The sequence below is a fragment of the uncultured Nostoc sp. genome, from assembly GCF_964247315.1.
Classification (GTDB): Bacteria; Cyanobacteriota; Cyanobacteriia; order Cyanobacteriales; family Nostocaceae; genus Nostoc.
This window is the reverse complement of the sequence record NZ_CAXTTT010000026.1, coordinates 18,833-32,315: the sequence shown is the minus strand read 5'-3', so window position 1 is coordinate 32,315 and position 13,483 is coordinate 18,833. Positions and strand designations below refer to the sequence as shown.

The following is a 13,483-nucleotide window of genomic DNA, read 5'->3' as shown; positions in this document are numbered from 1 at the left end:
CCCAAATAGCGTAGCAACACTTGAATTATTTCTGGCAGTTTTTTTTAAAGGCTTCTTGGACTTCCGGTTTTGCTTTGGCACTGCGCGGACGAGGTACTTTCAATTTGGCCTAAACGCTTGTAGCGTACAATTTTGTGTACAGTTTTGTACGCAGCCACAATCTGGCATTCCTGCGTAAGCCACTCCTGGATTTCGCTATAACTGTTGAATCCTTCTGGCTTGCAAAGACGTTCTGTAAGTTGATTCATTACTTTCACTGGTATTAAACCTGACTTTCCAGGAGGAGTTTTGACTTCTAGCAAGGCATCGATACCACCTTGCTTGTACCGTTGCAACCACCGATATACAGTTGATTCGTCTCGTCCTAGTCGCTGTGAAACTTCCTGTCTGGTTGCGATCGCGCCTACCTTAATCCAGTAGAGCATCTGTAGCCTTTCTTTAGTTGTTGCTGTTACTGTATGGCGCAATCGGTGTTGCAGTTCTTCGCTGCTCTCATACACTTCTACTCGAAACTGATTTCCCATATCTATGCACCCCTGCTTCTACCTCTATTAATTTAGTGCATCTTCATAGAGAATTGGTATGAGAAAGTCGCTACATTCTTGCTCATTCAAATTCCCTAGCGTACTTCCCAAAAAAATTAACATCCGATTCTCGAATTCAGCAGGTGGAAGCTGTGCTAGCGCTTGTTCATAAGTTCCTGCTAAACCACAAAGTTTTAATTTTGGGTACTGATGAAGCAAATCCAAAGCAGTAGTTTGAAGAATTCCGGCACTAACATCAATGGGGAAATATTGCAGTTCTTGTTGAAATTGACTGTACGCATCTAACAATAGGCGAGTTTTGCAAGAATTACCACTACCCAGTTCTATCAAGGTACACAAACCTGTTATTTGGGCGATTTTTAGGGCAGATGTTTCTAAAATTGCTTGCTCTGTGCGAGTTGGATAGTATTCTGGCAGTTCACAAATTTGCTCAAATATTTCTGAGCCTTGGTCATCGTATAAGTAACGGCATGGTAAGGTTTTAGGTTGATTGTTTAGTCCTTGAATAATATCTGTGTCTTCCTGAATTAATAGCTGAGATGAATCTAAATTAATCCAGCGAAAGCGAGAATCTTCTTTTTGTTGAATCCTCAATTTATTGCTCTCCTTCAGTTATTTTTGAATTGAGGTATAGAAAAGCTTGAAATGCAGACTTATAGGCCGCTCTCCTGTTATGAAAGCAGTGATTTGGGCGGATTTATGCTATGGCGATCGCTTAAATAAGGCCCCCATCTGCGCCAATGGGCTATGTGATTTTGGGCTTCTGCTAATCTGATTTCTTTTTGGGTTGGAGTTGTCATTATCTTACCGTCTGCATATCTGCACTTTAGTTGAGTTAATTTGCTATGTTGAGTATCACGTTTTTATCAAAGATGGGGCTGATATTTTGATTAAAATTTGCTAGGTGAATTGATAAATAAAAATTTAGGATAAACTCAGGAAAAATTTATATTAAGTTTTAGTTTTATTAGTAATCTCAAGTGTTTTGCTTTGATAAGAGTGTACTTGTAATGAATATTATCTATGAGATACTGTATACATAGATAAGTATCCCTTATCATAGTTACATATATCAAAGCCTCTAATTATTTTGTCCTGAGTAAAGTATGGTAAACTTTTCATCACACATCGATCAAGAAAAACAGAAATACGTAGAAATAACTGCTTCGTTTGCTGTTGATCCAGAAATTTCTGATCGGTTTGATTTAATGCTTGGCTTTCATCCCTATGAGAAACGTATTCTTGATGAGGATGAAGATAATATTCCCATAGAAGTACTACGTTGTCTGCGAAGAAGTGATTTACTGAACTTACAAAAACCCTGGAAACGTGCAAAAATGGCACTTTTGTGGCTTAAGCTTTTTCCAGAGATTGATTCTATGATTAAGCTTAAATATGATGATATGTTGCATAATCTATGGCAGAGATGTTTAGAAAATACTCAAATTTTGCAACTAGCTTATGCATTTTATCATTCTGACTTATACTCAGAAAATGGAACAGAAAATTGTCGAATAAATCGTTTGACTCGTGACACAGCAGCAAATATACAGCAAGAGATAACGGAATCATCCAATGCTGATTCAAGAACACTGGGAAAGCTCCTTTGGACTTTGCCTTTTAGTGCTGACTGCCCACTAGGGAAATTGGTTGAAGGAAAAGCTGGTTTATCAAAACAACTGAAAAAAAGAGTTGGTATCACGAAGCTTTCCCCTGGTTTATTATGCAATTATTTTTTACGTAGAAACATATTAATGGAAAACTTACTTGATCCCCATCAATTTGAAGACTTTACATCTGCAATTTTTGTTGAAGAAGGTTGGACTGTTGAGAGGATGAAAAAAACTCGTGATGGAGGTAAAGATATTATTGCAAAGCAAGAAATAGACGGTGTTCCCACAGTTGCTTATGTTCAAGTTAAAAGACAGCTTAATCCAGTTGGAGAGCCAAAGGTTAAGGAGTTTGTTGCAACTTTAGCAGGAGACAAAATTGATAAAGGCTTTTTCGTAACTACATCATATTTTACAGAACCAGCTAAGAGATGGTTGAAGGATAAAGGTGCTTCACTTGCTACAATAGAAACCATTGATAGACAAAGTTTAGAAACTAAAATGCAACGCATAGCCAATCGAGAGATTGCCGCGTATTTAATGCAGAGTTAAATGCAGTAGCGAAGTAGTATAACCGAACTAACTGTTAAACTAAATCTTTAAGTTACGAGTTATTCCCTATATCAACTCTCCGTCCCCAGCCAAGCACACAAAACCTCTGCCACTGTCCACGCTTAGGCAATACATCCTCGTGGGGTCATCGGGGCATCACCATCAAAAAGCTCACTGAGATTACTAAAACCGTCTGCTGTAAGATGATTAGCCATTAATGAAATTCATCTTTTAAGCTTTTCAATTTGCTGCTGAAAGTAGTCTCGCCAACCTGTAGGTAAAGCCTCAACTTGTACTACTCGGTGTAACAGTTCTAAGTCGTGTGTTTCCCGTGCATAAAGTCGGGTAATGTCAGCAACAGTGACATTATTTGAGTCTCGATTGATTAACGACAAAGTATCACCATTTCCTAGTTGACCCTCTTGCAGCACCGAAAAGTAGAACCCCGTTAGGCGGCTATCTAAAAACTGTTTAACTATATCAGTACGTCCAAACTTGATTCCCAGTTTATAACAAGGCATTCGAGGTTGAGTCACCATTACCTCTGCGCTACCAATCCGAAAGCGATCGCCAATATTAACCTCATCCTCTAACAGCCCGACTGTGGTAAAGTTTTCACCAAACATTCCCCAAGGAAAATCCATGTCAGGTAACTTGCGCCGCCAATAGTCGTAATGCTCGAATGGATAAACATAAACTGCTTTGTCTTTCCCTCCGTGGACGCTCAAATCAGCTTGTCTATCTCCGTCTAAGTTGAGCGATCGCATCATCACCCGTCCCTCAACTGGTTCTTTAAAAATTCCAGTTGTAACTGTTTTGCCCTTCCAAAATACTTCACAAGGAAGTCCTACATTGACTGAGATAACTTGCACAATTTAATATCTCCTCTAATAAAATTTTGTACCGATATTCAGTCTGATAGATAACAGGCTTGATATTAATTGATTATCAGAGGAATTTATTAAATATCCAACACCAATTTTGCCGTTCCAGGTTGAGAAATACAGATTAACACCGAACCCTTATCAGTTGTTGCAGTTGGTTCTTCTTGGTAAGCAACTGCACCTTCGCTGATTTTACACATACAAGTACCGCAAACACCTACACGACAACTAAAAGGTGGATTAATATCATTGGCTTCGGCAAATTCTAGGATAGTGCCATCATTAGGTTGCCATGTCAAAGTTTTGCCAGATTTGGCAAAGACAATTTCTGCAAATTTTTCATCTCCAGTTACGCTAGGAGTTTGTTTTTCAGACTGACTTTTCATCGGTTTACCAAAAAACTCAAAGAATACTCTACTGTCAGGTACTCCCGATTCCTTTAATCCTTGCATTATGGATTGCATAAAAGATGGAGAACCACACAGAAAATACTCAGCTTCTTGTCGTACTAACTCTTGAATAAAAGCAGCATCAACATAACCAACACTGTGGTATTTACCTCTATCTTCAGGTGTAGGACGACTATAGCGAAAATGCACATTCATATTAGGATTTTGTCGATTAATTTCCCTCACTTCATCCCGAAAAGCATGAAAATTTCCGTCTCTAGCACCATGTACAAACCAAATAGGACGAGTAGGATTGAGACGGATGCAAGCTTTCGCCATACTAATCATCGGCGTAATTCCCACACCATTGCTAATCAGTACTGCGGGGATCGACTTCTGCACATCTAAAACAAATTTACCGTTTGGTGGTTTTGCTAAAATTACTGAACCTTCTTGAATGCGATCGTGCATAAAATTAGATGCTATACCAGCCATGACATCTAATCCGTTCGGTGCAGGTTCCCGCTTAATTGAGAGACGATAGTATTCACAGTTTTCAGGATAATCTGAAAGTGAGTAAGTACGAATTACAGGCTTGTCCTGTCCAGGAATATCAAGTTTGATGGTTAAAAATTGACCTGGTTGAAAGTTAGGAATTTCCCCTTTATCTTCAGGTTGTAAATAGAAAGAGGTAATTTCTTCGCTCTCTTTCACCTTACGAACAACGATAAAGTTTCGCCAATCTTTCCAAACATGACTATCTGATGCTTTGAGGTCTGGAGTAGATTTGTTTCCACTTGCTTTGCTTGTATAAACTAAACCAAAGATTGCACCACTAGCTGTTCCAAACAGTGAGGAATAGACACCAAATTGGTAGGCAGATTTATCTTTGGCATTGGTCACTCCAATTACAACAGCAGCAGATAAGGTGATTACTGAACCAACTGTAGCTGCTGCGGCTATACTTCTGACTAATGGATTCTTAATTCTTCCCAGACTTTCTAGCATCATTGTTTCCTATCTAATACTTTTAGTGATGTTGGGCTATACCTGCGAAGATTCAGCAGGTGGAAGAATAATTTCAAGACCATAGGAGCCGCAGCCAAAACTTTTTCGATGTCTGCGGGACTAACATTAGGTGATGAAATCCTCTCTGAAACTGGCACACCTACTTCTATGAAAAACTAAAAATCGGATGTCTCAGTCTCGTTTTTTATTACTGAATCGGTGTTCTAGAAGAAAACAAAATTGGAACTTAAGTAACTGGGGTAGCTTTCACTTCACCAGTCTGGGCATTATGACTTACGGTTATTTGATACTTCGCGGACGCAGCCAACCATGACAAGAGAAGACAAGCCCAGTATTAATAAATGTCTTAATTTCATAATTTCAATTCCTCAATGCATCAATCAGCGATATAGGTCTTGACTTGAACTTTAAACTGATTGTTACTTAAATAATTAATCTAAAAATTATAGATATATAAGGATTGATATCTAAAAAACTAATATTTTCCTTAGAAACTTCTTACAGATTTCTCAGCAAAATTTAAATTTTGAGGTTAGAAATGATTTAATGTAAAAAAAGATACGGTAACTTCCCCTTAACTACCCTGATTTTTGCTTGCTATTTGTTGTGAAAATTTACATTTATTTAAGTAAATTTTCACACTTATTCTGCATAAATAGCACATTTATCTAGTAAAATTTCCCCATCAAAATTATTAGGATATCCAGAGTTAATACCTGGAAAATCCAATATTTAATATTTGATTTTTTTAATTTATTTTGCTAAACCATGCAACAAGTATCCATGAGCAAAGCCAATGATGAAGAAATGTTGTTGCAACAACCTTGGCAGCGCGAGCGGCAGATAATAGCACGTTTGTCCTCTTTGAATTATCGCACTGGTGAAATAGGTAGCTATTTACACAACATTGCCTGTGGAGTCAGCGAACTGATTAGAGTTGATTGGACGGTTGTTACCTTTTGCCAAGAAGGGTTTGAAACTATTCTAGCGAGTAGTCTGGAAATGTCCGAAGATACACCTCGTGTTTATGCACTGCATGGTAGATTGATTGCTACAGTTTTGCAAATTGGGCGCACATTAGCTGTTGAGGATGCTGTGGCTAATCCAGAATATGGTAAACCTGCGCCAGGTTATCGAGCATATTTAGGGATACCCTTGCAAACTACTGAAGGTCAAGTCTTCGGTACTGTTTGCTCTTTTCATCGGCAAGCAAGGGAATTTACAAAAGAAGAAATCCAAATTGTGGAATTGTTCGCCGAGCGTGCTGCTACTGCGATTGACCATTACCATCTTTACCAGCAACAGTGCCAATTTAATCATATCCTCGAGGCTAAGGTAGAAAAACGCACCGCAGAATTACGAGCAGCGCAAGCCAAGCTTTTAGAACAAGAACGGCTGGCAGCTATTGGTGAATTTGCGGCGATGATTGTGCATGAAATTCGCAATCCATTAACAACAATGATTATGGGATTGAAGTATTTTAAGAAAACCATTTTGACTGAAGCTGCTCAAGAGCGATTATTGCTGGCACTTAGTGAGGCTAGTCGGCTAGAAAATCTGCTGAGTGAAATTTTGCTTTATGCCAAACCCCAGGTGTTGCAACTGTGTGAATTGGATGTGAATGAATTTATTTGTGAATTACTCATGCCAATGTGCGAGATGCCAGAAGCACTCTCACGGCAAATCGAATTTATCCCGGCGCTACCTACAGTAAAAATCTTAGGAGATAAAGATAAGCTAAAACAAGTGTTTATTAATATTGTTCGCAATGCTTGTGAGGCAGTCTCAGCAGGTGATACAATTAAATGGGAAGTGGATAGTTCGTCTTTAGATAAAATCTGCATTAATATCTGCAATGGTGGTGAGCCAATTCCTTCAGAGGTTTTGTCAAAGCTAACGCAGCCGTTCTTTTCCACAAAACCAAGCGGTACCGGGTTGGGACTTGCCATTACCAAACGTATCGTCAATGCTCATGGTGGAGAATTATCCATTGAGTCTGACATCGTGACAGGTACTAAAGTGAGCGTTCAATTACCTGTGGTTGTTCTTGGGAGCCTTTAAACGGGTAGCATTTTTGACGGTTGGAGCAAATGAAGACAGAACCTAAAGAATTTACAATCTTGTTAAGTTGCGATCGCTTACTATGCAGTATAGACTTATTTCTTCCCATCTGCTCTCTCATGGGTTATTTGTAAAAAAGGTGACAGTTATTTCTTTAACTTACCTGCACGGACAAACTCAGCGTAGGCATCAGCTTCAATTGCCAAATCAACCGGACATGATATAAGTCATATATAACGTGCCCCCAGAAGCTATAAACTATTATTTATGGCATCTACTATTCAAGCTCTACCAACAGAAGTCGTATATCTCATTACAGCTGGAGAGGTAATTGACTCTTTAGCTTCTGTGGTGCGGGAATTGGTAGAAAATTCCCTAGACGCAGGTGCAACACGAATTGTGGTTTCTCTATGGCCGCAGCAATGGCGAATTCGTGTGGCAGATAATGGTTATGGAATGAACTTAGATGATTTGCAACAAGCGGCGACAGCCCACAGCACCAGTAAAATTCGCTCTACTACCGATTTGTGGAAAATTAACAGTTTGGGGTTTCGTGGTGAGGCGTTGCACAGTTTAACCACTCTGGCAGATTTAGAAATTTTGAGTCGTCCTCTGGACGGAAAATTAGGATGGCGGATAATTTATGGCGATTGCGGGAAAGTTATACAAGTTGAAGTAACTGCGATCGCACCTGGTACAGTAGTTACAGTTTCCCATCTTTTCGGTAATTGCTCATCTCGTCGTCAGGGATTACCCACAACAGCACAGCAAATGAAAGCTGTGCAAGCTACAATTTACCAAATCGCCCTCTGTCATCCCCACGTCACCTGGCAGATTTGGCAAAATGACCGTCAATGGTTCACCATTTGTCCTGCTGCCACAACTGGACAATTACTACCGCAAATTTTACCGCAAGTGCGACAAGGTGACTTGCAAGAAGTGAAACTCGAAATACCCAACCCACTAAACTCAGAAGACAGAACTCCTAACTCCTCACTCCTCACTCCCCACTCAGCACTCCCCACTCAGCACTCAGCACTCACTTTAGTGGTAGGATTACCCGATCGCTGTCATCGTCATCGTCCAGATTGGGTACGTGTAGCCATTAACGGCAGGATGGTGAAGACACCGGAACTAGAGCAAACGATATTATCAGCATTTCATAGAACATTACCACGCGATCGCTATCCAATTTGTTTCTTACATCTTGCTATTTCCCCCGAACAAATTAACTGGAATCGCAATCCAGCAAAAACAGAAATTTACCTCAACGAAATCATTTATTGGCAAGAGCAAATTTCCCAAGCAATTAACCAAGCACTCAGCATCTCTTCTAACAATCTCAAAGAAGCTGTTCACACAACACGAGTTAGTAAATTACTCAAAGCCGCAGAAGCCAAAGGCGGTTACAATTTCAATCCTCAAAATCACAACCCTTGTACAGACGCGATTAATCGCGTCTCTCCTAACTCCTTAAAAGCTGTCGCTCAAGTTAGCAACACTTATATTGTGGCGGAACATTCAGGTGGGATGTGGTTAGTAGAACAGCACATTGCCCACGAGCGAGTTTTATATGAGCAATTATGCGATGATTGGCAACTTTTACCCGTCGAACCGCCAATAATTCTTTATCAATTATCATCAGCGCAAGTAGCACAACTGCAACGCATCGGTTTAGAAATAGAACCCTTTGGCGAACAACTTTGGGCAGTTCGTAATATCCCCGCACCTTTGCAGCAGCGAGACGACTGTGCAGAAGCAATTTTAGAACTTAGTTGGGGAGGCGATTTACAAACAGCCCAAGTAGCCGTCGCCTGTCGCAGTGCCATTCGTAATGGTACACCGATGAATCAACAAGAAATGCAGACACTTTTAGATAATTGGCAACGCACTCGCAACCCCCGCACCTGTCCCCACGGACGCCCAATTTATCTATCTTTAGAAGAATCAGCTTTAGCTCGGTTTTTCCGGCGTAATTGGGTAATTGGTAAAAGTCATGGAATTTGAAAAATCCATGAATTATCCCGACATCAAACATGAATTTTTGGGATATGTACGGTATAATTCCGAATTAGATTGGTATGAATGCCAAGTTGTATTCTATGAAACACAACTTACTATTAGTATTTCAACAGATGATAATAATAAGGTCGAATCAGCATTGTACAGAGCTAATAGTGTTGTACGAGACTTGAAACATCATGCTAAAAGTGCAAAAGAATATGCTGTTGAACAATTGCTAAAGCTTAAGAATGAGACATGGCTTGATCAAGGTGAGACATTAACATCTGAGGAGTTCAAAAACCGAATGACGCTTGAAGGATTGGTCTTTTTTCCAGATGGTGAAGCAGAGTTATACTATAACGATGGAAACCTATTTTTTGGACACTGTATCCTTATTAAAATGGATAAACATGATTGCTTTGTAGATGCTAGTATCCCTGGTTAATTGAATAGGCAAGTTTTAGAGGATGTTTGAAAAGTCATGATTGATGTATCAAATATTTTTTACCCCACCCTAACCCTCCCCGATATATTGGGGAGGGAACCGGATTTTCTTATTTCCCCCCAATATATCGAGGGGATTAAGGGGGGTAATAATTCGATTAAAATCACAACATACCACTTTTCAAACAACCTCTTAGTAACTAATACTTTCAGATTTTATGCCATAAAAAACCCCACTAACTTATAGAAAGTGGAGTAATTAAAGTTACAAATTTAGGAGTCAATCATCAATAAAATTTCTATTTGCACTAGACAAGCGAAATCATTCTAAAGCTTTCTTGAGTTCGTCTTTAATATTTTCTACGGTGTGATCAACTTGAGCTTCAGCTTGCTTTGCTTGTCCTTCAGCTTTATCTTGTGGATTACCTGTAACTTCACCCACAACCTCTTGAATTTTTCCTTCAATATTTTTTGCAGTTGCTTCTATTCTCTTTTCGGCACTCATGGTTTTTATCTCCAGCTTGTAGTTGATTCAGGGAACTCCAAAAATAAGTTACTACTACTTGCAAAGTGGGTCGAAAAGCCCGACCATTTCACAGGACGGGTAAGACGCTCATCCTACAAGTAATAAAATATTTCAGTTATTTTATTACTTGGAAATCCCTAAGCTATTAATTAATCTAACAGTTGTGTATTGTTTTTTACTTCCATCAACCGAGAGAATATTTTGGTAAATTATATTAACTTAAGATAGATGTCGGTTGAAATTGTAGCATATAATGCCAAACATGACAATCTGATAAATAAAATTTATATATATTAAAAAATAAATTTTTCCCAAATAAATGAACTATAAGTGAAAGCAAAATTTAAATAAAAGGAAAATAAAGTAGTGCCAACAAAAAGTCAAAAAAATGTCTGGAAGAATGAGATTAATGACATCATTCGAGGTGCTTGTGGAGGTTTTTTGTTTGGTATACCCTTGCTGTACACAATGGAGGTTTGGTGGATTGGATCGCTGGCAAAACCACAACTAATCATGATGGCGATCGCATTAATGTTTATTGTGGTTTATTTGCTCAATTACACAGAAGGCTTTCGGAAACGCAGATATACAGGTCTTCCTCATCAAGCTGTAATGGATACCGTCAAAGCGATCGCGATCGGACTAACTTGTTCTACCTTTGTGCTATTACTATTGCGAGAATTGACACTAGAAACCTCCTTAAGAGAGTCTTTAGGTAAAATCATCTTTGAAAGTGTGCCCTTCGCTCTCGGTGTAGCATTAGCGAATCAGTTGTTGGGAGATACTGAAAACAGTAATGGAAAAGGACAAGGAAGCGATCGGGAAAATAGCACAACCAAGAACAAAGGGGATGAGTTACACGCCACCTTTGCTGATGTGGGTGGAACCCTGATTGGTGCAACCATAATTGCATTTAATATCGCTCCTACAGATGAAATTCCGATGCTTGCAGCCGCAACCTCTCCACCTTGGGAGTTGGCAATGATCGCCGCATCTTTGCTGATTTCTTATGGCATTGTATTTCAGGCAGGTTTTTCTAACCAGCAAAAACGTAAAGACCAAAAGGGAATTTTTCAACGACCATCGAGCGAAACTATTATATCCTACCTAATATCATTGCTAGCAGGCGCTTTTATGCTATGGTTCTTTCAAAAATTAACTTTTAGCGACCCCTGGACAATGTGGTTAGATCACACATTGATACTGGGTTTACCTGCAACTATTGGTGGTGCAGCCGGAAGGTTAGCAATATGACTAAAACAGAACAACAACCAAAGCGCTCAATAGCTGAGTGGATAACATTCAGCATTGCCTCATTCATCCTAGCAATCATTGTGAGTCTAGTAGGCTACACTTGGCTGAACGAAAAAAATCAACCTCCGATCCTTTCTGTTACTAAAAAACAAACAATTCGAGAAATTAATGGTCAGTTTTATGTTCCTTTTGAAGTTGTCAATAGTGGAGGAGACACAGCCGAGTCAGTTCAGATTATGGCTGAGTTAATGATTAACGGCAAAGTTACAGAAACAGGAGAGCAACAGATCGACTTTTTATCTAGTGGGGAAAGTGAAGAAGGTGCATTTATATTTAGCCATAACCCGTGCCAAGGTCAGTTAACTCTGCGTATTGGTAGCTATAAATTGCCATAAGCGACTGACAAATAAAAAAATACCCCACAATATTGGATAATCTATTTGTTGGAAGTATACCTTCCTTCACCCTCATGCCACTTGCTTTCATAGCGAGAACCCTAAGAGCGAACAAGTCGGGCATTGCCTGCTTAATACAGTGCGCTAAGAGTTGAGTTCGGGTGCGTGCGATCGCGCTGGTAGGGTATTCTGTACTTGACGTTGACGCAGCCTCTGTCTTTGAGACGCTGTTCGCGTTCGTAGAGAAGTTGAAATCTGCTGTATCAGTCCGATATTTTATTGCTTCCCCATATTTCCAACACAATAGCCCTCGCCTTTTTGAAAGCCTTGAATAAATTAAATAATTTTAGTAAATAAATTATTGTATTTTTCTCTCGCCAGAGATATAAAAGAGGATTAACTGTTTTGAGGCATATTTCATCAGAAATTTATAATTTTGATATTTGTAATATGTAAGTATTACAAATATCAAAATTATTTGATGTACAAAACTATCAAAGAATATTTTCTATTTATTATTAGTATTACTAATGATGATTTATTGGTGTGTACTAGTTATGACTATTAGACTTTTGCTTATGAATGCAATGACAATATCTCTGCTACTGGAGATAACCTAATTGATACTGGAAAGAATAATAACAAGTTGGCTAGTAATGGAGGCGATGACAAATTTCAGAGCGGTCAGCGTGATGACAGCAGTTGCTTTAACTCTCTTGATCGGAACAACGCATCGCCTCATCCTAAGTATTTAATTGTTGCATTTTGATGATATTAGTTTAAAAAATCAAGGAGTAAACATTGTGGAAGTTAAGAGCAATCAATTGTTTAAGTTATCTGTAAAATATTTTTCAGCAATCACAGCCATAATAACGGTTCTCCCATTACCAGTTAAAGCAGCTACATCTTTAGTAACTGAGCGCGCTGCTTTAGGAGGCAACGATGAAGTTAATTGGGATAGTTTAGGTAATGTATTTAATCCCTCATCTCCTGCATTTTCTGCTTTTTTACCTAACTCTTTTCTAGCAACATCGCAACGTGGTTTAGGGTTAGATATAAATATAACTCCAACTAAGAATCCTCACATTACTCCACCGTTTGTCTTTCAAACTTTACCTTCACCTGGCATTCAGAGTAACTTCGGTCTAGGTGATTTTATACTCTTTGGAGGTATAGACCCAACAGGTTTTATCCCTCTTCCTCCTGGTACTCCCGATCCTGGAACTCAGGGGAACGGCGGGCCTTTTTCGATTAGTTTTGCCCAGCCAGTTTTTGGCGCTGGAACTCAGATAGCTGTAGACACTAGTAAATTGAAAATTGAAAATTCGATCGCCGCTTTTGATAACGCCAATAACCTATTGGGTACTTTCTCAGTTCCCAATATTTCTTCTTTAGCATTAGATAATTCGGCAGTATTCTTGGGGATTCGTAGTGACACCCCAAACATCTCACGACTTGTTTTTAGCAGTTCTGCTCCACAATACGGCTTGGCTATTAATCAGGTAAGCATTCTTACTGTTCCCGAATCAACTTATACCTTAGCGATATTAGCTTTTGGTGTTTCAGGTGCTGTTTTGAAACGATGTAAACATACTTAACACTCCCACAGCATTGAAATAGTTTTTATTTAATAAGTTAGAGATTTCGGACATACTCAAACTTATCTAAGTATGTAACATAAGTTCCAGATAATTCTTGTTTTTAACCAAATTCAACTCAATGTTATACAAAGAATTAGAAAACATCATAGACGCTAAGATACAAAAAGCCATACGGAAGCACGAAATCAT

Annotated in this window: 13 protein-coding genes; 7 read left to right on the top strand and 6 right to left on the bottom strand. The window is 39.0% G+C overall.

All coding sequences use genetic code 11. The features are described from left to right. Positions 1–44: 44 nt before the first annotated feature. From ACFE93_RS10360 to ACFE93_RS10350, 3 genes are all read right to left on the bottom strand, one after another. Complete coding sequence (locus tag ACFE93_RS10360; protein WP_375473213.1) at positions 45–524, bottom strand: transposase; 480 nt, start codon at positions 522–524, stop codon at positions 45–47. A 27-nt stretch (positions 525–551) separates the two neighbouring features. Continuing rightward, on the bottom strand, positions 552–1,139 hold the full coding sequence (locus ACFE93_RS10355) for an L-histidine N(alpha)-methyltransferase (RefSeq protein ID WP_375473212.1): 588 nt from the start codon (positions 1,137–1,139) through the stop codon (positions 552–554). 77 nt (positions 1,140–1,216) lie between these two features. Further along, positions 1,217–1,345 carry a hypothetical protein gene (locus ACFE93_RS10350; protein WP_375473211.1) on the bottom strand — a complete coding sequence of 43 codons (129 nt, stop codon included), beginning with the start codon at positions 1,343–1,345 and terminating at the stop codon, positions 1,217–1,219. 306 nt (positions 1,346–1,651) lie between these two features. Here ACFE93_RS10350 and ACFE93_RS10345 point away from each other — a divergent pair, with 306 nt between their 5' ends. Then, positions 1,652–2,707 carry a restriction endonuclease gene (locus ACFE93_RS10345; protein ID WP_375473210.1) on the top strand — a complete coding sequence of 352 codons (1,056 nt, stop codon included), beginning with the start codon at positions 1,652–1,654 and terminating at the stop codon, positions 2,705–2,707. 224 nt (positions 2,708–2,931) lie between these two features. Here the strand turns inward: ACFE93_RS10345 and ACFE93_RS10340 are convergent, their stop codons facing one another. Continuing rightward, the gene (locus ACFE93_RS10340) at positions 2,932–3,579 is read right to left on the bottom strand and encodes an MOSC domain-containing protein (RefSeq protein ID WP_375473209.1); all 648 of its coding nucleotides are present in this window, start codon (positions 3,577–3,579) and stop codon (positions 2,932–2,934) included. 89 nt (positions 3,580–3,668) lie between these two features. Continuing rightward, positions 3,669–4,991, bottom strand: coding sequence for a 2Fe-2S iron-sulfur cluster-binding protein (locus tag ACFE93_RS10335; protein WP_375473208.1), 1,323 nt, complete (start codon positions 4,989–4,991; stop codon positions 3,669–3,671). A gap of 801 nt (positions 4,992–5,792) precedes the next feature. Between ACFE93_RS10335 and ACFE93_RS10330 the strand changes: the two genes are divergently transcribed. From ACFE93_RS10330 to ACFE93_RS10320, 3 genes are all read left to right on the top strand, one after another. After that, entirely contained in the window at positions 5,793–7,070 is a 1,278-nt protein-coding gene (locus ACFE93_RS10330; protein WP_375473241.1) for an ATP-binding protein, read from the top strand. Between the two features lie 267 nt (positions 7,071–7,337). Further along, positions 7,338–9,077 (top strand): DNA mismatch repair endonuclease MutL, encoded by a 1,740-nt coding sequence (mutL, locus tag ACFE93_RS10325; RefSeq protein ID WP_375473207.1) that lies wholly within the window; start codon positions 7,338–7,340, stop codon positions 9,075–9,077. Next, a complete protein-coding gene (locus tag ACFE93_RS10320) occupies positions 9,067–9,519 on the top strand; it encodes a DUF2262 domain-containing protein (protein WP_375473206.1) in 453 nt (150 codons plus the stop codon). Before mutL ends, ACFE93_RS10320 begins: the two co-directional genes overlap by 11 nt. Before the next feature lie 321 nt (positions 9,520–9,840). Here ACFE93_RS10320 and ACFE93_RS10315 read toward each other — a convergent pair whose 3' ends face one another. Beyond that, positions 9,841–10,023: a CsbD family protein gene (locus ACFE93_RS10315; RefSeq protein ID WP_334915890.1), complete on the bottom strand. Its 183-nt coding sequence runs from the start codon at positions 10,021–10,023 to the stop codon at positions 9,841–9,843. A gap of 387 nt (positions 10,024–10,410) precedes the next feature. Here ACFE93_RS10315 and ACFE93_RS10310 point away from each other — a divergent pair, with 387 nt between their 5' ends. The 3 genes from ACFE93_RS10310 (at position 10,411) to ACFE93_RS10300 (ending at position 13,291) form a co-directional block, all read left to right on the top strand. Next, positions 10,411–11,298 carry a TIGR02587 family membrane protein gene (locus ACFE93_RS10310; RefSeq protein WP_375473205.1) on the top strand — a complete coding sequence of 296 codons (888 nt, stop codon included), beginning with the start codon at positions 10,411–10,413 and terminating at the stop codon, positions 11,296–11,298. Further along, positions 11,295–11,693, top strand: a complete 399-nt coding sequence (locus ACFE93_RS10305; protein ID WP_375473204.1) for a TIGR02588 family protein — start codon at positions 11,295–11,297, stop codon at positions 11,691–11,693. Before ACFE93_RS10310 ends, ACFE93_RS10305 begins: the two co-directional genes overlap by 4 nt. A gap of 803 nt (positions 11,694–12,496) precedes the next feature. Then, positions 12,497–13,291 carry a hypothetical protein gene (locus ACFE93_RS10300; RefSeq protein WP_375473203.1) on the top strand — a complete coding sequence of 265 codons (795 nt, stop codon included), beginning with the start codon at positions 12,497–12,499 and terminating at the stop codon, positions 13,289–13,291. Positions 13,292–13,483: the final 192 nt, after the last annotated feature.